This is a genomic window from Jiangella aurantiaca (genome assembly GCF_004349105.1).
GTDB lineage: Bacteria > Actinomycetota > Actinomycetes > Jiangellales > Jiangellaceae > Jiangella > Jiangella aurantiaca.
Genome location: NZ_SMLB01000054.1, coordinates 22,507 through 42,959, shown reverse-complemented (window position 1 = coordinate 42,959; position 20,453 = coordinate 22,507). Strand labels below are relative to the sequence as shown.

Sequence of the window (20,453 nt, the reverse complement as noted above, 5' to 3'; positions counted from 1 at the left end):
GGGCAGGCTCGGGGGCGGCGGGGCCGGCCCGTCCACCCGGGAGCCGGCCGACGCCCGGTCGGGCGCGGCGGTCCTGCTCACAAGCCCTCCTCCCAGGCCGCCTGGAGGTCGTCGGCCTGCTGCTGCGGCGTCTTGTCGCCGGCGATGATCGCCTGGAAGCCCTCGGTCATCATGTTGAGGAACGGCGCCGCGGCCAGGCCGTGGTTGACCTGGTAGCCGAGGTTCTTCTCGGGGTCGCCGTCGCCCGAGGCCGCGGTGGCGATGCGGTTCTGCAGCTCGTTCGTCTCGTAGCTGGACGGGTCGAACTGCACCGGCGGCACCAGCTGGGCCTGCTCGATCCAGATCGGCAGCGCGTCGTCGCTGAACACGAACTTCAGGAAGTCCTTCGCGGCGTCCGTCTCGCCCGCGTTGGCCGACAGCCAGTACGCGCCGCCGCTGCCGGCGGAGAAGACCCGGTGCTCGCCGTCCAGCGACGGCAGCGGCATCATGCCCAGCTCGCGGTCCGGCAGCGCCTCGGCGTGCGAGCCCGTCGCCCACGAGCCGTTGACCAGCAGGAACGCCTGCTCTCCGGACCACAGGTCGGAGGCGTCCTGGGCCTTGAGCGCGTTGACGTTCTCACCGAACACCCCGGCCTGGTGCCAGTCGACGAAGACGGTCTGGATGGCCTGGACGATCTCGGGGGAGTTCCAGACACCGTCGTTCTCGTACACCAGCTTGCCGAGTGCGTCACTCTGCATGATGTTGCAGGCGAGCTGCGAGAACAGCCAGAACGACGTGTAGAAGTCGCCCTGCCCGTAGGCGACCGGCACGATACCGAGCGACGTCGCCGCCTCGGCCAGCGTCAGCAGGTCGTCGGCGGTCTCGGGGACGGCCAGCCCGTGCTGGTCCAGCAGCGACTTGTTGTACCACCAGCCGCTGATCTCCGACTCGTTCGGCAGGCCGTAGAGGACGCCGTCGAAGGTGGCCTCGCGCAGCGCGAACGGCGCGATCGACGACGTCCAGCCGGCCTCCTCGGCGAGGTCGTCCAGCGGCGCCAGCAGCCCGGCGTCGACCAGGATGCCGGCGTTGCCCTTGCCGACGGAGTAGTAGACCAGGTCCGGGCCGTCGCCGGAGGCCATCGCGGTCTTCGCCAGCGCCGTGAGCTGGTCGTACTGGACGATGTTGCGGTCGATCGAGACGCCGTCGTTGGCTCCCGCGAACGCGTCGTTGAGCGCGTCGACGGACTTGTTGACGGGATCGGTCGTGAACGAGTCCCAGATGGACAGCGTGGTCTGGCCTTCGGCGGCCTGTTCCTGGCGGCCGAAACCGCAGCCGCTCAGGTAGAGGCCGAGCGTTCCGGCGAGTCCGGCCCCGATGAAGGACCGCCGCGAGAGGTGGGTGGTGGTCATGGGAGTCTCCCTTGACTCGGACGTGGACGGGGGACGGTGACGGCGGCAGGCGCGCGGCTCAGGCGCCGGCGGCGGGACGCGGCAGCAGGGTCTCGGCGACCCGCCGGACCCCGAGCTCCGGGCTGGTCAGGACGGGGACGCCGGTGTCCGAGCCCGCGGCCGCGCCGGCCATGGACGCCTGGGCGAGGATGATGACGTCGTGGCTGGCGCTCTGGTCGCGGACGGCCGAGGCGACGAGGGCGTCATGGGTCGCGCGGTCCCCGGAGCTGACAGCCGCGAACGCGCCCTCGACCAGCACCTCGTCGAGGGCGATGTCCGCGCCATGGAGGGCGGCGCGTTCGCGCAGGAGGGCCGCGGTCGGGGCGAGCGTGGTCGGCAGCGTCGCGATGACGGCGATCGACCGGCCGGTCTCGACCGCGCGGTCGGCCATCGCCTCGTCGATCCGCAGCACCGGGATGCCCAGCTGCTCCTGCAGCCGGCCGGCGTACCCGGAGATCGACGAGCAGGAGAACACCAGGGCCCCGGCACCGGCCGCGACCGCCGCCCGGCCGAGCGCGCCCAGCCGGCCGGCGACGTCGCGGCCGTCGGGGTCGGTGCCGAGGTCGGCGACGATCTTGTCGTCCAGCAGGTGCTGGACCTCGACGCCGGGCAGGTGGGTGGCCGCCAGCTCGGCGAACACCGGGATCACCACGGCCCCGGTGTGCAGGAACGCGATGCGCGTCATGGTGGGTTCCTCCGATCCGGGGTGATCAGTGCAGGAGCGGGATCCAGACGGACATCTCGCCGGGCCCGCGGTTGCCCCACACGGCGTACGGGACGAGCGTGACGTCCAACGGTCGCGGCTCGGCATCGTCGAGGTCGGCGAAGAGCTGCCCGTCGGGCACCGGCGCCGGCAGCGTCGCCGCCGTGCCGTCCAGCAGGACGTGCCCGGCGAACTGGCCGGTACCCGGCCGCTCGGTGAAGGCGATGGACCGCGGCAGGTACACCGTCTCGATCCCGGTGTCCTCGGGCAGGTCGGCGCTCTCGACGCAGTACACGACCGGGCCGCGCATGACGGCGACCTGGTTGGTCGCCTCCTCGACGAAGTGGTGGGCGACGACGAGCCGCGGCGCGATCGGCAGCTCGACGACGATGGTGTTGCTGCTCCACGTCTGGTCGATGACCGCATAGCCCTGCTCGACCACGTCGACCGGCTCGGAGTCGACGGTGACCCGGGCGCCGGGCGCCCAGCCGGGGATGCGCACCCGGATCGCACCGCTGACCGGAGACGCGGCCCGGACGTCCAGGCGCACCGTCCCCTCGGCGGGGTACGCGGTGGTCTGCTCGACGGTGACGTCGACGCCGTCGAGCCGGGCCGTCACGGTGCCGGCGACGTACTGGTGCACCCAGAGTGCGCGCGGCCCTTGGGAGGCGACGAGGTACGGCAGCTCGGCGATGAACCGGGCGACGTTCGGCGGGCAGCAGAAGCACGCCGTCATGAACTCCTGGCGGACCCGGGCCTCCGACGGCGGCGGCGTGCTGTCCGTCGGGTTGCCGGCCCGGCGCAGCGCGAACGGCAGCGCGCGGACCTGGCGCAGCGGGTTGGTGTAGAAGTACGTCTTGCCGTCCAGCCCGATCATCGCCGGCAGGGCGTTGTAGAGCACCCGCTCGATCTCGTCGGCGTACTTCGCGTCGCCGCTGATGGCCAGCATCCGCCAGGCCCACATGACCAGGCCCAGCGACGCGCACGACTCGTTGTAGGCGGTGGTCTGCGGCAGCTGGTAGGGCCGGCCGTAGGCCTGGTGGACGCGGGTGACCGACCAGTAGTCCTGAGCGGCGTCGGGGGAGGCGCCGTCGTAGAGCGCGCCGCAGCCGCCCGTCACGTAGAGCTTCGAGCCGACCAGGTCGGCCCAGATGCTCTCCAGCGCCGTCCGCATGGCCTCGTCGCCCGTCTCCAGCACATAGTCGGCCATGCCGGCATACAGGTAGTTGGCGCGGACGGCGTGCCCGGCGGCTCGGCGCTGCTCGCGCACCGGCAGCACGTCCTGGTTGTCGTCGCTGCCGGCACGGCCCTTGCCGCCGTGCAGGTCGAGCAGCCGGCCGGCCAGCTCGAGGTGCCGCTTGTCGCCGGTGCTGCGGTAGACCTCGACCAGCCCCATGTAGTGGGACGGGCAGATGTTGCAGTCGGCCAGCGTCTCCGGCGACTCATCGGCCACGGTCCGCAGGTAGCCGGCCACGTTCGTCGCCAGCCTCAGGTAGGCGTCGTCGCCGGTCATCCGGTGGTGGACGCAGGCCAGCGTCATCAGGTGGCCGAAGTTGTAGGTCTCGAAGTCCGTCCGCTGCCGCAGGGGCCGCAGGTCGCCGCCGGAGCGCTCGGAGATGGTGGTCTTCGTGTGGACGTAGCCGTCGGGCTGCTGGGCGGCCGCGATCGCCGCGGCCGCCTTGCCGATCCACTCGGAGAACGGCGACTCGCCGCCGGCCTCGCCGTCGACGATGACCGCCGCCTCGAGCCACTTGTAGAAGTCGCCGTCCATGAACGGCGGCCCGACGTGGGTGCCCTCGACCTCGCCGGCGGCCACGAGGAAGTTCTCGTACGCATGGGCGACGTCCGCGTCGAACATGATCTCGCCCATCGTCGGGATGGTGACGGCGATCGCCTGGTCGCGCAGCCGAGCCAGCGGGCCTCCGCCGGTGATCGCGGCCGACCGCGGCGGCAGCGAGGTCATCGCCGCGGAGGGGCTGCTGCTGGTGTCAGTGAGCATCGTTGCCTCTCGATCGGCCGGACCGGACGTCGTCGAACAGGTCCTCGTGGCCCATCTGGCCGCCCTTGAGGACGACCTCGACGGGCCGGTCGTACGGGCCGCCCATCGCGTGGCAGAGCGCGACGTTGTCCCACGGCAGCGCCGCCACCGAGAGCGTGTCGACGCCGAGCCGGCGCAGCACGTTGCCGGAGGTGTCGCCGCCGCAGACGATCAGCCGCGTGCGCGGGTCGCGGGCCAGGCAGGCAGCGCCGACCTGCGCCAGCCGCTCCTCGATCTCGCGGCTGGTGGCGGACGGTCCCGGGCGCGTGGTGTGCACGACGACGTCGGCGCCCGCGGCGTGCCGGGCGATCGCCTCGTCGGCGGCGCCGGGCACGAGCAGGTGGACGGTGCTCCAGCCGGTCCGCTCGGCGGCCGCGAGCTGCGCCGCCGTGCGCGGCGAGCCGCTGCCGCTGAGCACCAGCGTCGGCCCCGGCGCCGGCGTGGCGCTCGTCGGCGGGACGCCGCCGGTGCGGCCGAGCGCCCGGCCGATGCCCAGGCTCAGCCCGCCGGCGCCGAGCACGAACCGCTGGGCGTCCGAGGTGAGCACCGCCCGGCCGATCAGGTCGAGGTGTTCGTCGGCGAACCCGTCGCAGACGACGGCCGCGGCGGCGGACTCGCGCCACGCTCGCACGACGGCGTCCGCATCGCCGTCGTACGCGGTCCAGTGCAGCGCTCCGACCGGCTGCGCCGTCTGTGCGCCCAGGTGCCGGGCGAGGTCGGACTCCGTCGCCGGAGTCACCGGGTGATGCGCCATCGTCGGCTGGCGGTCCAGCCGGTAGACGACCTCGCCGTCGCGGGCGAAGTGGTGGCCGAAGAACGTGTACCGGCCGAAGTCTGGCTGGGCGAACTGCACCGGGACGGCGGCCGGGCCGAACACGTCGCGACCGATCTCGATGACCCGGCCCAGGCTGCCGACGACGGGGGAGGAGTCCGCCGTCGAGCAGGCCTTGTACTGCACGACCGGCACGTCCAGGTCGCGCAGCAGCTCCAGCGCCGGCCGCACCTCGGCGTCGAGCTCGTCCGCCGGCAGCGACCGCGCGATGCCGGCGATGCCGACGACGTCAGGGTCGCCGCCGAGCGCGCCCTTGACACCGTCCGGCGACGTCACCAGCACGCCCGTGCAGCCGGCCCGGCGGAACTGGACGAGCGCGTCGACCGAGCCGGTGAAGTCGTCACCGTAGAAGGCGGCCGCGATCATGAGCGGGCTCCGAACTGCGCCAGCGACGCGGCCAGCTCGGGCGAGCGCTCGGCCCGGGTGGCGAGCGGCTCGCCGGCGACCGCGGCGTCCCACGCGTCTCGCATCGCCTTCACACCAGCGCCGGAGCCGCCGGGGTGCGCGTGGATGCCGCCGCCGGCCAGCACCAGCAGGTCGCCGGCATCGCCCACTTGCGCGCACGTGCGGTCGGCGATGGCCGGCGTCTGGCCCGACGACAGCACCGGGACCACGTGGTAGCCGCCGAGCAGCGGCGCGCGCACGTCGGTGATGGACGCCACGACTTCCTCGTCGGTCTCGTAGAACTTGTTCGCGATGCCGTTGGTGTGCAGGTGGTCGACGCCGACCAGCCGGGCCAGCTTCTGGAACACCCGGAACGCGATGCCCAGCTGCGGCGATCGCGCGAAGGCGCCGAACATCGCCCGGTGTCCGTGGATCGGCAGGTCGGCGTGCTCACGCAGGTACTGCACCCCGGCGAAGCCCACGGCGTTGACGACCACCATGACGCAGGTGCCGCCCGCGGCTCGGACGAGGTCGTGGTTGTGTGCGAGCTTGGAGATGTCGTCGGTGATGTTGAACGCGTACATCGGCATCGTGCCGGTGCGGTCGGCGGCGCGCTTGAGCACGTCCATGACGACGTGCACGCGATCGGCCAGCGGGAAGCCGGGCGGGTTGCCCTGCAGCTCGTCGTCCTTGATGAAATCGATGCCGGCCAGCGCCAGCTCCTCGACCAGCTCGGCCAGCTCCTCGGGTCCTAGGCCGACGCTCGGCTTGACGATGGTGCCGATCAGCGGCCCGGTCGCTCCGGCCTTGCCGACCAGCGCCCTGGTGCCGTCGACGCCGTGCGCGGGGCCCGGGTAGGCGGTGCCGAACACGTCCGGCAGCTCGAGGTCGACCAGCCGCAGCTCGCCCAGCTCGCGCAGTTCGAACAGGTTGCCGGCGACGGCGGCCAGCAGGTTCGGCACCGACGCGCCGAAGTTGTGCACCGGGAACTCGACGACGATGCGGGCGCGGCGCGCCTGCGCCCAGTCGCCGATCGCGCCGGGCAGCGGCGGCCGGCCGCTGAGCGGCAGCTCGTCGATGGAGCGGACGGTCGCCGCGTGCCGGGCCTTCAGCTCGGCAGACTCGCGGGCGACGGCGACGAACGTGCCGCTGGACTGCTCGCCGGCGATGACGGCGGCGGCCTTCTCCAGCGGAAGCGCGGTCGCGATCTCGTAGGTCGCCAGGACGTTGCCGCTCACGCTGCCTCCATCGAGTGATGCATAGATATGCGACTTCGCATGTACGTGCAGCGACGATACAGCGGGCAAGGGGGTGACGCAAGTGGTCTTACCTCAGCGATAGGTTCGCTTCGTGAGCCCCGTCATCGACCTCGACGCGTTGCGGGCAGCCGTCGGCGCCGGCCAGGTCAGCGAGCGGATCGCCGACCGTGCCCGGATGGCGCACGACGCCTCCCATTACCTGCTGACGCCAGCCGCGGTGGTGACGCCGAGGTCCGTCCCCGAGGTCGCCGCGCTGCTCGCGACCGCGCACCGCGACGGCGTGCCGCTGACGTTCCGCTCCGGCGGGACCAGCCTGTCCGGGCAGGCCGGGACCGACGGCGTCCTGGTCGACACGCGCCGGCACTTCGGCGGCGTGACGGTGCTCGACGACGGTGCCCGTGTGCGGGCCGAGCCGGGCGCCGTCGTGCGCCGGGTGAACGCCGCGCTGGCGCCGTACGGGCGGCGGCTCGGACCCGACCCGGCCAGCGAGGCGGCCTGCACCGTCGGCGGCGTGGTCGCGAACAACTCCTCCGGTATGACCAGCTCGACGACGGCGACGGCGTACCGCACCCTGGCGGGCCTGGAGCTGGTGCTGCCCAGCGGCACCTACCTCGACACCGCCGCGGCCGGGGCAGACGCGCGGCTGGCGGCGCTGGAGCCGGAGCTGCATGCGGGGCTGGCCCGGATCCGCGACCGGCTGCGTGCCGACGTTGTTCTGCGCGGGCGGATCGAGCACCAGTTCTCGATGAAGAACACCATGGGCTACGGCCTCAACGCGTTCCTCGACCACGACGCGCCGGCCGACATCCTGGCTCACCTGGTGGTCGGGTCCGAGGGGACGCTGGCGTTCGTGGCGTCGGCGACGTTCGACACGCTGCCGGTGCTGCCGCATGTCGCGACCACGCTGCTGGTGTTCGGCACGCTCGACGCCGCCGTCGGCGCGCTGCCCGCGCTGGTCGGCGCCGGGGCGGGCGCCGTCGAGCTGATGGACGCGACGTCGCTGCGGGTGGCGCGGGCGGACCCGGGCGCGCCGGAGGTGCTCCGGTCGCTGCGGGTGGAGCAGCACACGGCGCTGCTGGTCGAGGTCGCGGCGGAGTCGGCGACCGAGCTGGTCGCGCTGGGCAGTGACGTCGGCGCCGTCGTTCGCCGGCTGCCGCTGAGCGTGCCCGGCGGGCTGTCCACGGACCCGGGGCAGCGAGCCGCCGCCTGGCACGTCCGCAAGGGCCTGTATGCGACGGTGGCCGGGGCGCGGCCGCAGGGGACGACGGCGCTGCTGGAGGACATCGTCGTGCCGGCTCCGGCTCTCGGGCCGGCCGTGCGCGACCTGCAGGGGCTGTTCGACCGGTACGCATACGGCGACGCCGTCATCTTCGGGCACGCGCGCGACGCGAACCTGCACTTCATGATCACACCGCGGCTGGACGACCCGCGCGATCTGGACACGTACGCCGCGTTCACCGAGGACCTCGTCGACCTCGTGCTCGGCGCCGACGGCTCGCTCAAGGCCGAGCACGGTACCGGCCGCATCATGGCGCCGTACGTCCGCCGCCAGTACGGCGACGAGCTGTACGCCGTCATGCGCGAGGTGAAGGCGCTGTGCGACCCGCGCGGCGTGCTGGCGCCCGGCGTCGTGCTGGACGACGACCCGCAGGCGCACCTGCGCCACCTCAAGACCGTGCCACCGGTCGACCCGGCGCTCGACATTTGCGTCGACTGCGGCTACTGCGAGCCGGTCTGCCCGTCCCGCGGGGTCACGACGACGCCGCGGCAGCGGATCGCGCTGCTGCGCGAGATCGCCGTCGCGACGCCCGAGGTGCGCGCCGAACTGGAGAAGGACTACCGCTACGACGCCGTGCAGACCTGCGCCGCCGACTCGCTGTGCGTCACCGCCTGCCCGGTGCAGATCGACACCGGGCAGGCGATGAAGGCGCGCCGAGCCGACTCGCTCGGCCGCGTCGCGCAGCGGGCCGGGACGACCGCGGCCCGTCACTGGGGCGCTGGCGTGACGGCGGCCCGGGCCGGCCTCCGGGTCGCGTCGGCGCTGCCCGGCCCGGTCGTGTCAGGCGCGTCGTCACTGGCCAGGGCCGTGCTCGGGACCGAGTGGATCCCAGCGGCGGACGGCTCGCTGCCCGGTCCGGGCCGGCCCCGGCCGTCGTCCTCGTGGCCCGTTCCAGGCGCGGCCGAGGCGGTGTACTTCCCGGCCTGCATCGGCGCGCTGTTCGCACCGGAGAGCGGCGGCGACGGCGTCACCGCCGCGTTCCTCGCGCTGGCCGCGCGGGCCGGCATGCCGGTCGCGATCGCCGAGCGGACGCCGTCGCTGTGCTGCGGGACGCCATGGGTGTCGAAGGGGCTGAAAGCGGGCGCGGCGGTCATGGCGCAGCAGGTGTTCGACGCGCTCTGGCCGCTGACCTCCGACGGCCGGCTGCCGGTGGTGGCCGACGCGTCGTCCTGCTCGCACGGGCTGGCCGGGTTGGCGGCGCAGTTGCCCGCGCCCGACGCCGAGCGGTGGTCGCGCGTGACGGTGGTCGACGCTGTGGCTTTCGTGCGGTCGTCGGTGCTGCAGCGGCTCCCGCCGATCGCCGACGCGCGCATGCTGGACCGCGTCGTGCTCCACCCGACCTGCGCCAGCGTCCACCTCGGCGACGTCGACGACCTCGCCGCCCTCGGCGCGGCCGTCGCCCGCGAGGCCGTGGTGCCGAGCAGCTGGGGCTGCTGCGGGTTCGCCGGCGACCGCGGGCTACTGCATCCCGAGCTCACGCAGGGCGCGACGGAGGCCGAGGCGGCCACCGTCGCCGCGCTGGGTGAGGCGGACGGGTACGCGTCCTGCAACCGCACCTGCGAGCTGGGCATGACCCGCGCCACCGGCAGGCCCTACCGCCATGTGCTGGAGCTGCTGGAGGAGGCCACCCGCCCGGCCTGAGGCCGCCGCGCCGTCAGGCCGCCCAGGTGCGGCGGCCGTCGGGCTTGGTGACGACGCGGCCGAAGCGCAGCTCCGGGAAGTGCGCGCCGGTGCCGAGGGTGCGCGGCCGGGCGAGTTCGTCCCAGAGCCGTTCTCGGCTGCGATCGGCCAGCTCCGGGTCGACGTCGCCGAACGAGTGCCACGCCGGCTCGGCGAGCTGGACCGGGACGGTGATCGCGTCGCCCGCCAGCACCACGCGGTCGTCGCCGGAGGAGACGACGACAGCCAGATGCCCGGGCGTGTGCCCCGGCGTGGCGAGGACGTCGACGCCCGGAGCGACGGTGCGGTCGCCGTCGACCGGCCGCAGGTCGGCCGCCGGCCCGCGGAAGCCGGCGCGCACGTGGTCGGCCATCTCGCCGTCGCCGTCGACGAAGAGGGCGCCGTCGGCCGCGCCGAACCACACCGTCGCCCCGGGGAACACCGGCCGGCAGTCGCGGTCGAACAACCAGCCGACGTGGTCGGAGTGAAGGTGCGTGCACACGACGTCGGTGACGTCCTCGGGGTGCGTGCCGCCCGCCAGCAGCGCCACCAGCAGCTGGCCGCCGACCAGCGCCATGCCGTGCGGCAGCTCGGTCCGGGCCGGGCCGAGGCCGGCGTCGACCAGGACGACGCGGTCGCCGGTGCGCACCAGGAAGCTGCCGATGGGCAGCCAGGCCACGCCGTCGGGGCCGAACGGGGCGGGCGGTGGATCGGTGACCGGGCCGGGGGTGAGGTACGCGGGCCGGGCGACGAACGTGCCGTCGGACATCGGCAGCAGGTCCATCTCGCCGATCCGCATCGTGCCTCCCGTCGGCCGCGCTCAGCCGCGTTCCGCCGCCGCCCGGACGAAGGCCGCCAGCTCGGCCGCCATCGGGGCGGTCTCCCAGGTGTGGTCGGCGCCCGGCATCTCCTTCTTGACGCTACCGGGGATCGCGGCCAGCACCGACGCCGCGGCGGCGTGCATCTCGTCGAACGTCTCGGTACCCCGCAGGAATGAGGCTCTTCTGCTGCTTCTGTGGGCTCGTGCCGCCGTCATGGTGAGGTCGCATCGTGACGCGCCTGGCGCACACTTCACTCGCCGGGGTGCCACGTGCCGTGCCGATCTGGTCCCCGAAACGGTCACTGGGCAGGGTGACGTGCTCCCGGGACGCGTGCGGCCAGGCGGATATGGTTAGTCGATCCTAAGTTAGGGTTGCCTGCATGAACCTTTCCGCGCGTTCGTCTCGATCGGCGCCCGTCGCGCTCGCCCTGACGCTGGCGGCCGGCCTGGCCGCCTGTGGTGGTGACGACGACGCCGATCCGGCCGCGAGCTCGGCCGGCGCCGACGCCGAGACAATCACCGTCGACCACATGTACGGCAGCACGGAGATCACCGGGGTGCCGGAGCGCATCGTCACCATCGACCTGCAGTGGACCGACGTCATGCTGGCGATGGGGGTCGAGCCGGTCGGGTACTCGGTCGACTCGTTCATGCCGGAGTCGGGCGTGCCATGGCAGGAGCTGCCCGCCGACGCCGAGCCGCTACCGGTGGACGACGGCCCGCCGATCGAGCAGATCGCCGAGCTCGAGCCGGACCTCATCGTCGGCACCTTCTCGATCGCCGACGAGGCGACGTACGAGCAGCTGTCCGGCATCGCGCCGACCATTCCGGGGCTGGACGAGCACGAGGTGACGCCGTGGCAGGACCTGGTCCGCGCGGCGGGGGAGGTGCTGGGCGAGCCTGAGCGTTCCGAGGAGGTCATCGCCAGGGTCGACGGCGAGGTGGCCGCGGCGGCGGAGGCGCTGCCAGGGCTGCAGGGGAAGACGTTCTCGCTGGCGCAGTACATCGTCGGCGACTCGATGTACATCGTGGCCGACGAGCAGGACGGCTCCAGCGTGTTCTTCCAGCAGCTGGGCATGACGATGTACGGGCCGGTCAAGGCGGAGGGCGAGGCCACGGGCGACGCCCGCATCAACGTCAGCACCGAGCGATCCGACCTGTTGCAGGCCGAACTGCTGGCGTTCCTGGTGAACGGCGGCGACGAGGGCGACCTCGCGGACGTCCCGGGGTTCGACCAGCTGCCGGGCACCGTCGCCGTGCTCGACTATCCGACCGTCGTCGGGCTGAACACGCCGTCGCCGCTGTCCATCCCGCACGGCCTGGAGCAGCTGCGCCCCTACCTGGAGGAGGCGGCGACGGCCTAGTCAGCGGTGCAGGGCCTTACGCGCCAGCCAGTTCCCGAGCAGCTGCGCCAGCTGCACCATGCCGATGATCACCAGGACGGTGACCAGCGTGACCTCCCAGTTGAACCGCTGGTAGCCGTAGACGATGGCGAAGTTGCCCAGCCCGCCGCCACCCACGTACCCGGCGAGTGCGGACATGTCCACGATGCCGATGAGCAGGAACGTGTAGCCGAGGATCAGCGGCGCGAGCGCCTCCGGCACCAGCACCGTCACCAGGATCCGCAGTCGCGACGCGCCCATCGCCCGGGCCGCCTCGATGACGCCCGGATCGGTGGCGACGAGGTTCTGCTCGACGATGCGGGCGGTCACGAACGTCGCCATGATCGACATGGCGAAGATGACCGCGTCGTTGCCGATCGTGGTGCCGACGACGGCCAGCGTCACCGGCCCGACCGCGGTGATGAAGATGATGAACGGGATCGGCCGCACGACGTTCACCGCGACGTTCAGCACGGTGAACACGAAGACGTTCTCCAGCAGGTTGCCGCGCCGGGTCGCGTACAGCAGCACGCCGAGCGCCAGCCCCAGCACGCCGCCCACGCCCACCGTCACGCCGACGATGTACAGCGTCTCGCGCACCGAATCCCACAGGATCGGGGACAGCTCGGACCAGTCGCGGTTCATGCCGGCACCCCCGCGATCCCGAGGTCGTCGACGTCGGTACGGTCGCGGAGGTCGGCGACGAGCGCGTCGATGGCCGCATCGGGGCCGGTCAGCTCCAGCGTCAGCGAGCCGAACGGGCGCTCGTCGATCTCGGTGATGCCGCCGAACACGATGGTCCCGTCGACGCCGTGCGCCCGCAGCGCCGCGGTGACGTCGACGCTCCCGCCGGCCCCCTCGCGGATGCCGACGGTGATGATCCGGCCCGGGTGCCGGTGCCGCAGCCGCTCGACCGCCTCGGGCGTCGGCCGGTCCTTCAGCGTCGTGGCGACGAACCGGCGGGTGGCCCGCTCGCGCGGCGCGGCGAACACGTCGTAGACCGGGCCGTGCTCGATCACCTTCCCGGCCTCCATGACGGCGACACGGTGCGCGAGCGAGCGGATGACGTCCATCTCGTGGGTGATGACGACGACGGTGACGCCCAGCTCGCGGTTGACCCGGCGCAGCAGCGCCAGCACGTCCTGCGTGGTGTCCGGGTCGAGCGCGCTGGTGGCCTCGTCGGCGAGCAGGATCCGCGGCGACGTCGCGAGCGCGCGGGCGATGCCGACGCGCTGCTTCTGCCCGCCGGACAGCTGCCGCGGGTAGGCCTTCGCCTTGTCCGCGATGCCGACGTAGTCGAGCAGCTCGGCGACCCGCGCCGCGCGGCGTTCGCGCGACCAGCCGGCCACCTTCAGCGGGTAGGCGACGTTGCCGGCGACGGTGCGCGAGTTGAGCAGGTTGAACTGCTGGAACACCATCCCGATGCCGGCCCGGACGGAGCGCAGCTCGGCCTCGCGCAGGGCGGTGACGTCACGGCCGTCCACGCGGAGCCGCCCCGACGTCACCGTCTCCAGCGCGTTGACCAGCCGCACCAGCGTGCTTTTGCCGGCGCCGGAGTAGCCGATGACGCCGAAGATCTCGCCGGCCTCGATGTCCAGCGTCACGCCGTCGACGGCGCGGACGGCGCGGTCGCCGGACCCGAAGACCTTGCTGACGTCCTGGAAGCTGATCAGGGGTGCCATCAGTGCGCGGCGAGGTCCGTCTGGATCCCGTCGAGGATCTCGGTCAGCTCGTCGGCCGGGTTGTCCGTGAACACGGCCGTGCCGCCGGACGCCTCCGCCGATGCCGCCTCGACCTCCGGCGAGTGGTACAGGTCGACCAGCCTCAGGAACGTCTCGTTGTCGACGTCCTCGGACCGCGCGACCCACACGTTGATGTACGGGCGGGCGCCCGGGCTGTCGGCCTGGTCCTGGTACAGCGCGTCGGTCGGCTCCAGGCCGGCGTCGGCCACGAAGTCGTTGTTGATCACCGACGCGTCGACGCTGTTCAGGGCCGTCGCCGTCTGCTCGGCGGCCACCGGCGTCACCGTCACCCGCGACTCCTCCTCGACGACGTCCGACGGCAGCGATGTCGAGCTGCCGCCGCCCTCGAGCGTGATCAGGCCGGCGTCCTGCAGGACGAGCAGCGCGCGGGCCTGGTTGGTCTCGTCGTTCGGGATCGCGACCTCGCCGCCCTCGGGGATGTCCCCGAGCGACTGGTGCTTCTGCGAGTACAGGCCGAGCGGGTAGATCGCGGTCGCGCCGATCGGCGTCAGGTCGTCGTCGTTCGCGACGTTGTACGCGGCCAGGTACTGCAGGTGCTGGAACTGGTTGAGGTCGAGCTGGCCCTGCGAGAGCGCCGGGTTGGGCTGGGTGTAGTCGGTGAAGTTCACCAGCTCGACGTCGATGCCCTCCTCGTCGGCGAGCTCGGTGAAGGCCTGCCAGTAGTCCTCGCTGGCGCCGACCACGCCGATGCGGATCGGGTCGCCGGACTCGCCGGACGCGGTCTCGGTGTCGCCCCCGCCGCACGCGGCCAGGACTGCGGCGGCTCCGGCGAGTGCGAGGGGCAGGACGATGCGACGGTTCATGGCGTGCTGCTCTCCTTGTGAGGTGCGGTGCGGGGTGCGCGGGATGGGCGCGGGGGAGCCCGCGGAGGGCGCGGCTGGGTCGCCGGCCGGTGCCGGTGGGCTGGGGAGGGGTGCTGCTGCCTCGGTGACGCGGCTACGGCGTCAGCGGCAGCGGCGCATTCGCATCGGACACATGGACATGCCGCGGCCGAGGGCCGTAGACACGATCCGGGCGGTGTCGGACGATGCGCGAGACATGCGTCCATCTTCCCGATTGGACCAGTGGTCTCCAAACGGAAAGTCGTGTGATCTCATATTCCGGTCAGATTCCAGTCAGAATGTGAGACGGACCACGCTAGAATACCTTGCGCCGAGACGGTGCTGTGACGGGCATCACTCGACGGAAGGATCGACGATGCTTTCCTGTCTGGACGACACCGCCACCGCTACCGCGCAGCGACGGCTCGACGACGAGACGGAGATCTGGATCAGCACGGTCCGTCGTCGAGCCGGGGCCGCTGACCGGCGACGAGGCCGACCGCTACATCGCCAAGTACCGCGCGACCATCGAGCCGGTCGGCGCCAGGCCGGAGGACGTGCTGGACGACTACTCCACCGTGATCCGGGTGACGCCCACCCGCGCCCGCGTCTACTGAGCCGTCACCGCACGATCCGGTCCAGGTGCAGCATCCGGGCCAGGACGCGGTCCAGCTCGTCGTCGCGGAAGATCTTCTTCCAGTCGTCGCGGACGATCGACTCGCGGCCGTAGTCCATCGCGATGAGGCAGGCGTCGGAGAACGGGTTCGAGCCGCGCAGCGTGTTGGCCAGCGCCACCTGGGTGTGGCCGAGCAGCATCGCCCGGGCGGCCGGCTCCGGGACGCCCATGGTCCCGACGGCCTCCTGCAGCGCCTCCGCCAGCAACGCGCCGACCATACACGCCACCGTCTCGACCAGCGTCGGCTCCAGCTGGGCCAGCTGCTTGACCGTCACCCAGTGCACGTCCAGCACCGGCGCGTACATGGTCCGGATGACGGTCTCGGCGGTCGTCCGGGTGCCGACGTCGCCGGCCGGTGCCTCGATGGCGGCCACGACGTCCTGCGGCGCGGCGATGCCACCGAACGTGTCGGCGTACTCCTCGGGCGTCGTCCGCTCCAGGAACACCGACGGGTGGCAGGGATGCGCGACCGCCTGCACGACGTCGTCGCGGCGGGCGAGCAGGCCGGCGTAGGCGGCGGCCGGGTCCAGCGTCAGCAGGATGGCGCCGGGCTGCAGCAGTGGGACGACCTCGGCGGAGACGGCCGCGAGCGCGAGGTCGGGCACGGCCAGCACGACGACGTCCGCGCCGGCGACGGCCTCGGCGCTGGGCGTGACACGACGCCCCGCCGCCGTCACCCGCTCGATACCGGCCGGCGAGTTCTCCGCGTAACGGACGGTGTGGCCGGTGCGCTGCAGGTTGTCCGAGACTCGCATGCCCATCTTGCCGCCTGCGCCGATGACGGCGATGCTCAGGTTCTCGCTCATTGTCGCCTCCCTGACGCCACGCGGCGGGCCGCAGTAGACGCCTTCTCCCTGGTGTCGGTGTGGTCGGGGCCGGCGTGCTCGCCCTGACGACGAGCGCCGGCGGGTCGGTCTGGCATCCTGAGCGCGTGACGAGCCCCCTGGCCGACGGCGCCGCGCTGGAGCGGCTGTACACCGGGACCGTGTGGGCCGAGGGCCCCGTCTGGTTGCCCCGCAGCCGCCGGGTGCGCTGGAGCGACATCCCGAACGACCGCATCCTCGAGTGGGACGCCGCGACCGGCGAGACGACGGTCTACGGCACCGGCGTCGAGTTCACCAACGGCCGCACGCTCGACCTCGACGGCCACGTCGTCCAGTGCTCGCACGGGCGGCGCCGGGTGGAGCGCGACATCGACGGCGTCGTCACGCCGATCGTCGACGCCGTCGGCGGCCTTCCGTTCAACTCGCCCAACGACGTGGTGGTGGCGAGCGACGGCTCGATCTGGTTCACCGACCCGCCGTACGGCATCCACGAGAGCGGCCGCGAGGGGCACCCGGGGCAGCAGGAGTACGGCGGCTGCCACGTGTTCCGCTACGACGAGGCGAGCGGCGAGCTGAGCGCCGTCGTCACCGACATGGTCCACCCCAACGGCCTGGCCTTCTCGCCGGACGAGTCGGTGCTGTACGTCGCCGACACCGGCTACCTGCAGGCCGACCCCGAGGCGCGGTCGATCCATGCGTACGACGTGGCGGACGGCCGGTGCGGCGACGGCCGGGTGTTCGCGACGGTGCGCCCGGGCGCGGCCGACGGCATCCGGGTCGACGAGGAGGGCCGGGTGTGGTCGTCGAGCGAGGACTCCGTGCAGGTGTTCACGCCCGACGGCGAGCGGGTCGCCGTCGTGCCGGTGCCGGAGCCGGTCGCGAACGTCTGCTTCGGCGGTGACGACGGCACCGAGCTGTTCGTGGCGGCGAGCACGAGCCTGTACCGGATCGGCACCACGACGCGGTCGGCGACGCATCACCGCGGCACCGCCTGACCCGCGGCGTACTCCTCGCGCCAGGTGTGCGCCGGCGCGTAGCCGAGCCGCGCGCGGGCGCGGTCGATCGAGATCAGCGTCTCGAACTCGCGGAGCTCACGGCGGAGCGGCACGTCCGGGAACCAGCGGCGGGCCAGCTCGGCCGACGGGATGGTCAGGCCGGTGTCGGCGGCCGCGATGTCGTAGACCACGGCCCCTGGGCGGGCAGCCGCCAGCGCCAGCTCGACCGCGGCGGCCGCGTCGCGCACGTCGACGTACGAGCCGAGGAGGTCGCGCCGGTAGGCCGGGTCGCCGGCACGGGCGAACGTGCCGTAGTCGTCCGGCGTGACGATGTTGGTGAAGCGCAGCGCCGTGACCGACAGCCCTGGGTCCCACCGCACCAGCTGGCCGGCCATCGTCTCCTCGAGCACCTTGACCAGGCCGTAGGTGGTGTTCGCCGCGGTGAAGTCCTCGTCGAGCGGGAGGTACGGCGGGGGCTCGTCGAACGGGAAACCCATCGCGGTGATGCTCGACGCGCAGACGACGGCGCGCACCCCGGCCCGGAGCGCGGCGAAGACCGTGTTGAACGACGCCGTCAGGTTGGCGTGGAACGTGGTGACGTCGGGGACCAGGCCGTTCACCGGGATCGCCGCCAGGTGGACGAGCGCGTCGACGCCGTCGTGCCGCGCCGTCACGCCGAGTAGTGCGTCGAGCGTCTGCCCGTAGTCGGCGAGGTCGACCCGGGTGAACCCCTGCCCGGCCGGGGCCGCGAGGTCGAACCCGACGACATCGTGCCCGCCGGCCCGCAGCCGCTCGACGGTGGCCGTACCGAGCCGGCCGGAGCTGCCGGTGACCGCGATCCGCATGGCCCCATCGTGACCGGCAGGTTGAATCGTGTCAATCACTGTGGAGATTCCGGTAGTCTGCCGCCTTGAAACGTCTCAGCCACCGTTCCGCCAGCCGAGGGAGTGCCGATGACCGTCACGCCGTCCGCCCCACGGGTCGAGCACTATTCATCCGGGGACTGGCGTCAGACCTTGCGGTCGGCTACAAACGGCCGACAGCCGCTGGGCATCGGTGAGCGCCGCCCGCGGCTGTCCTGGACGGTGACGGCGGACCGGCCGTGGCGGCAGACCGGTTACGACGTCGAGCTGACGCGCACCGGCGCTGCGCCCGAGGTCGTCACCATCGACTCGGCGGACCAGGTGCTGGTCCCGTGGCCGGCGCAGCCGCTGACGTCGCGCGAGCGGGTGACCGTCCGGGTCCGGCTGCACGGCGACGACGGCGCGACCACCGGCTGGAGCGAGCCGACGGTGCTCGAGGCCGGGCTGCTGGAGCCGGGCGACTGGTCGGCGGTCCCGGTGGGCGGCGCGTGGGACGAGGACCCGGAGTCCGACGACCGGCGGCCGTCGCTGGTGCGTCGTGAGTTCACCGTCGGCGGCGACCTCGTCGCGGCCCGGCTGTACGCGACGGCGCACGGGCTGTACGAGGCGGAGGTCAACGGGCGGCGGGTCGGTGACGAGGCGCTGTCGCCGGGCTGGACGGTCTACCCGAAGCACCTGCGCTACTACACCTACGACGTCACGCCGCTGCTCCGGCCGGGCCCGAACGTGCTCGGCGCCTGGCTCGGCGACGGCTGGTACCGCGGCCGGCTCGGCTGGTACGGCGGCTTCCGCAACCTGTACGGCAGCGACCTGTCGTTCCTCGCGCAGATGGAGCTGACCTACGGCGACGGCCGGGTTCAGACGGTCGCGACGGACGGCGCCTGGCGGGCGGCGCCGAGCCCGATCCTCCGCACCGGCAACTACGACGGCGAGGACTACGACGCGCGCTTGGAGCACGCCGGATGGTCCGAGCCCGGCTTCGACGACGCCGCGTGGACGCCGGTCGCCGTCGGCGAGCGCGACCCCGCGACCCTTCGCGCGCCCACCGGCCCGCCGGTCCGCTGCACCGAGGAGGTCCGGCCGGTGGCGGTGCTCACGACGCCCAGCGGCAAGCGCGTCCTCGACTTGGGGCAGAACCTCGTCGGCCGGGTCCGCTTCCGCGTCACGGGGCCTGCGGGCAGCACCGTCACGCTGCGCACCGCCGAGGTCCTGCAGGACGGCGAGCTCTACACCCGCCCGCTGCGCGACGCGCGCTCGGCCGACAGCTACACACTGGCCGGCCGCCCGGACGGCGAGGAGTGGGAGCCGCGGTTCACCTTCCACGGGTTCCGGTACGCCGAGGTCACCGGCTGGCCCGGCGACCTCGACGCCGCCGTCGCCGCCGGTGACGTCGTCGCCCGCGTCTACCACACCGACCTGGAGCGCACCGGGTGGTTCGAGTGCTCCGACCCGCTGGTGAACCGGCTGCACGAGAACGTCGTGTGGAGCATGCGCGGCAACATGGTCGACCTCCCGACCGACTGCCCGCAGCGCGACGAGCGGGTCGGCTGGACCGGCGACATCCAGGTGTTCGGGCCGACGGCGAGCTTCCTCTACGACGTGGCGGGGATGCTGGCCGGCTGGCTGGGCGACGTCGAGCGCGAGCAGCTGCCCGATGGGACGGTGCCGTGGTACGTCCCGGTGATCCCGGCGCACAAGACGTGGACGCCGATCCGGCCGGGCGCGGCGTGGGGCGACGTCGTGACGTTCCTGCCGTGGACGCTGTACGAGCGGTACGGCGACGCCGGCGTCGTCGCGGACCGGTTCGAGAGCGCCCGCCGCTGGGTCGACCTCGTCGACCGGCTGGCCGGCCCCGACCACCTCTGGGACGATGGCTTCCAGCTCGGCGACTGGCTCGACCCGGCCGCGCCGCCGCAGGACCCGGCCGATGCGCGTACCGACCGGTATCTGGTCGCGACGGCGTACTTCGCGGCGTCGGCACGCCGGCTGTCGTGGCTGGCCGGCGTCCTGGGCCGTGACGTGGAGCGGAAGCACTACGCGGCGCTGGCCGACGCCGTCCGCGATGCGTTCGCTGCTACCTATGTGCTGCCCGACGGCCGGATGACCAGCGACGCGCAGACGGCGTACGCGCTGGGGCTGCGATTCGACCTGATCCCAGACGAGCTGCGGGCCGCGGCCGGTCGCCGTGTGGGCGAGCTGGTCCGCGCCGAGGGCAACCGCATCGCCACCGGGTTCGTCGGGACGCCGCTGGTCAGCGACGCGCTGACGGACGCCGGCGAGCTGGACACCGCGTACGACCTGTTGCTGCAGCGGGACTGCCCGTCCTGGCTGTACCCGGTCACGCACGGCGCGACGACGATCTGGGAGCGCTGGGACAGCCTGCTGCCCGACGGCACCGTCAACCCGGGGACGATGACGTCGTTCAACCACTACGCGCTCGGCGCCGTGGCCGACTGGCTGCACCGTGTGGTGGCGGGGCTGGCGCCGGCCGAGCCGGGCTACCGCCGCGTGCGGTTCCGGCCGCGGCCGGGCGGCGGGCTGACCTTCGCGCGGGCCCGGCACCGGTCACCGTACGGCGAGGTCTCCATCGAGTGGCGCGTCGAGGCCGGCGCGCTGGTCGTGGCGACGCAGCTGCCGGTGGGCACCACCGGCAGCCTCGAGCTGCCGGACGGCGTCACGGTCGCGCTCGCGCCCGGCCGGCACGAGAACCGGTCCGCGCTGACGTAGG

17 protein-coding genes are annotated in these 20,453 nt (G+C 73.0%); 5 read left to right on the top strand and 12 right to left on the bottom strand.

The genetic code is table 11. The annotated features are described in order from the left end of the window. Positions 1 to 77 precede the first annotated feature (77 nt). The 5 genes from E1262_RS25865 to E1262_RS25845 are packed head-to-tail and all read right to left on the bottom strand — an operon-like array spanning position 78 to position 6,622. Entirely contained in the window at positions 78 to 1,388 is a 1,311-nt protein-coding gene (locus E1262_RS25865; protein WP_132107064.1) for an ABC transporter substrate-binding protein, read from the bottom strand. A gap of 58 nt (positions 1,389 to 1,446) precedes the next feature. Continuing rightward, positions 1,447 to 2,112 (bottom strand): aspartate/glutamate racemase family protein, encoded by a 666-nt coding sequence (locus E1262_RS25860; protein WP_132107062.1) that lies wholly within the window; start codon positions 2,110 to 2,112, stop codon positions 1,447 to 1,449. Between the two features lie 25 nt (positions 2,113 to 2,137). Further along, the gene (locus E1262_RS25855; protein ID WP_132107061.1) at positions 2,138 to 4,129 is read right to left on the bottom strand and encodes a glycoside hydrolase family 127 protein; all 1,992 of its coding nucleotides are present in this window, start codon (positions 4,127 to 4,129) and stop codon (positions 2,138 to 2,140) included. Beyond that, entirely contained in the window at positions 4,119 to 5,366 is a 1,248-nt protein-coding gene (locus tag E1262_RS25850) for a four-carbon acid sugar kinase family protein (RefSeq protein WP_132107060.1), read from the bottom strand. The genes E1262_RS25855 and E1262_RS25850 overlap by 11 nt, the downstream gene beginning before the upstream one ends. After that, positions 5,363 to 6,622 carry a RuBisCO large subunit C-terminal-like domain-containing protein gene (locus E1262_RS25845; protein WP_203454438.1) on the bottom strand — a complete coding sequence of 420 codons (1,260 nt, stop codon included), beginning with the start codon at positions 6,620 to 6,622 and terminating at the stop codon, positions 5,363 to 5,365. Before E1262_RS25845 ends, E1262_RS25850 begins: the two co-directional genes overlap by 4 nt. Before the next feature lie 112 nt (positions 6,623 to 6,734). On the opposite strand from E1262_RS25845, the gene E1262_RS25840 reads away from it, so the two are divergent. Then, on the top strand, positions 6,735 to 9,563 hold the full coding sequence (locus tag E1262_RS25840; RefSeq protein ID WP_203454436.1) for an FAD-binding and (Fe-S)-binding domain-containing protein: 2,829 nt from the start codon (positions 6,735 to 6,737) through the stop codon (positions 9,561 to 9,563). A gap of 13 nt (positions 9,564 to 9,576) precedes the next feature. Here the strand turns inward: E1262_RS25840 and E1262_RS25835 are convergent, their stop codons facing one another. Beyond that, positions 9,577 to 10,380 (bottom strand): MBL fold metallo-hydrolase, encoded by an 804-nt coding sequence (locus E1262_RS25835; protein ID WP_132107059.1) that lies wholly within the window; start codon positions 10,378 to 10,380, stop codon positions 9,577 to 9,579. A 21-nt stretch (positions 10,381 to 10,401) separates the two neighbouring features. Continuing rightward, positions 10,402 to 10,545 carry a hypothetical protein gene (locus E1262_RS30575; RefSeq protein WP_162606084.1) on the bottom strand — a complete coding sequence of 48 codons (144 nt, stop codon included), beginning with the start codon at positions 10,543 to 10,545 and terminating at the stop codon, positions 10,402 to 10,404. A gap of 236 nt (positions 10,546 to 10,781) precedes the next feature. Between E1262_RS30575 and E1262_RS25830 the strand changes: the two genes are divergently transcribed. Beyond that, positions 10,782 to 11,765: an ABC transporter substrate-binding protein gene (locus E1262_RS25830; RefSeq protein ID WP_132107058.1), complete on the top strand. Its 984-nt coding sequence runs from the start codon at positions 10,782 to 10,784 to the stop codon at positions 11,763 to 11,765. Here E1262_RS25830 and E1262_RS25825 read toward each other — a convergent pair whose 3' ends face one another. Genes E1262_RS25825 through E1262_RS25815 form a run of 3 tightly spaced genes read right to left on the bottom strand, consistent with a single transcriptional unit; the run spans position 11,766 to position 14,349 of the window. Continuing rightward, entirely contained in the window at positions 11,766 to 12,428 is a 663-nt protein-coding gene (locus E1262_RS25825; protein WP_132107057.1) for a methionine ABC transporter permease, read from the bottom strand. It abuts the gene before it with no gap. Then, a complete protein-coding gene (locus E1262_RS25820) occupies positions 12,425 to 13,465 on the bottom strand; it encodes a methionine ABC transporter ATP-binding protein (RefSeq protein WP_132107056.1) in 1,041 nt (346 codons plus the stop codon). The genes E1262_RS25825 and E1262_RS25820 overlap by 4 nt, the downstream gene beginning before the upstream one ends. Beyond that, complete coding sequence (locus E1262_RS25815) at positions 13,465 to 14,349, bottom strand: MetQ/NlpA family ABC transporter substrate-binding protein (RefSeq protein WP_132107054.1); 885 nt, start codon at positions 14,347 to 14,349, stop codon at positions 13,465 to 13,467. The genes E1262_RS25820 and E1262_RS25815 overlap by 1 nt, the downstream gene beginning before the upstream one ends. 362 nt (positions 14,350 to 14,711) lie before the next feature. Here E1262_RS25815 and E1262_RS25810 point away from each other — a divergent pair, with 362 nt between their 5' ends. Next, positions 14,712 to 14,984 carry a PNPOx family protein gene (locus tag E1262_RS25810; protein WP_132107052.1) on the top strand — a complete coding sequence of 91 codons (273 nt, stop codon included), beginning with the start codon at positions 14,712 to 14,714 and terminating at the stop codon, positions 14,982 to 14,984. Positions 14,985 to 14,988: 4 nt separating this feature from the next. Here E1262_RS25810 and E1262_RS25805 read toward each other — a convergent pair whose 3' ends face one another. Beyond that, complete coding sequence (locus tag E1262_RS25805; protein ID WP_132107050.1) at positions 14,989 to 15,849, bottom strand: phosphogluconate dehydrogenase C-terminal domain-containing protein; 861 nt, start codon at positions 15,847 to 15,849, stop codon at positions 14,989 to 14,991. Between the two features lie 125 nt (positions 15,850 to 15,974). Between E1262_RS25805 and E1262_RS25800 the strand changes: the two genes are divergently transcribed. Further along, positions 15,975 to 16,862, top strand: coding sequence for an SMP-30/gluconolactonase/LRE family protein (locus tag E1262_RS25800; protein ID WP_203454434.1), 888 nt, complete (start codon positions 15,975 to 15,977; stop codon positions 16,860 to 16,862). On the opposite strand, the gene E1262_RS25795 is transcribed toward E1262_RS25800, so the two are convergent. After that, entirely contained in the window at positions 16,844 to 17,707 is an 864-nt protein-coding gene (locus E1262_RS25795) for an NAD-dependent epimerase/dehydratase family protein (RefSeq protein WP_132107048.1), read from the bottom strand. The two genes, E1262_RS25800 and E1262_RS25795, sit on opposite strands and share 19 nt — an antisense overlap. Before the next feature lie 108 nt (positions 17,708 to 17,815). Between E1262_RS25795 and E1262_RS25790 the strand changes: the two genes are divergently transcribed. Next, the gene (locus E1262_RS25790) at positions 17,816 to 20,452 is read left to right on the top strand and encodes an alpha-L-rhamnosidase (RefSeq protein ID WP_132107046.1); all 2,637 of its coding nucleotides are present in this window, start codon (positions 17,816 to 17,818) and stop codon (positions 20,450 to 20,452) included. Position 20,453: the final 1 nt, after the last annotated feature.

Coding starts and splice junctions, on each gene's coding strand:
- E1262_RS30575 (WP_162606084.1), bottom strand. CDS start 10,545: ATGCACGCCGCCGCGGCGTCGGTGCTGGCCGCGATCCCCGGTAGCGTC.
- E1262_RS25790 (WP_132107046.1), top strand. CDS start 17,816: ATGACCGTCACGCCGTCCGCCCCACGGGTCGAGCACTATTCATCCGGG.
- E1262_RS25825 (WP_132107057.1), bottom strand. CDS start 12,428: ATGAACCGCGACTGGTCCGAGCTGTCCCCGATCCTGTGGGATTCGGTG.
- E1262_RS25805 (WP_132107050.1), bottom strand. CDS start 15,849: ATGAGCGAGAACCTGAGCATCGCCGTCATCGGCGCAGGCGGCAAGATG.
- E1262_RS25850 (WP_132107060.1), bottom strand. CDS start 5,366: ATGATCGCGGCCGCCTTCTACGGTGACGACTTCACCGGCTCGGTCGAC.
- E1262_RS25835 (WP_132107059.1), bottom strand. CDS start 10,380: ATGCGGATCGGCGAGATGGACCTGCTGCCGATGTCCGACGGCACGTTC.
- E1262_RS25855 (WP_132107061.1), bottom strand. CDS start 4,129: ATGCTCACTGACACCAGCAGCAGCCCCTCCGCGGCGATGACCTCGCTG.
- E1262_RS25830 (WP_132107058.1), top strand. CDS start 10,782: ATGAACCTTTCCGCGCGTTCGTCTCGATCGGCGCCCGTCGCGCTCGCC.
- E1262_RS25820 (WP_132107056.1), bottom strand. CDS start 13,465: ATGGCACCCCTGATCAGCTTCCAGGACGTCAGCAAGGTCTTCGGGTCC.
- E1262_RS25795 (WP_132107048.1), bottom strand. CDS start 17,707: ATGCGGATCGCGGTCACCGGCAGCTCCGGCCGGCTCGGTACGGCCACC.
- E1262_RS25865 (WP_132107064.1), bottom strand. CDS start 1,388: ATGACCACCACCCACCTCTCGCGGCGGTCCTTCATCGGGGCCGGACTC.
- E1262_RS25860 (WP_132107062.1), bottom strand. CDS start 2,112: ATGACGCGCATCGCGTTCCTGCACACCGGGGCCGTGGTGATCCCGGTG.
- E1262_RS25815 (WP_132107054.1), bottom strand. CDS start 14,349: ATGAACCGTCGCATCGTCCTGCCCCTCGCACTCGCCGGAGCCGCCGCA.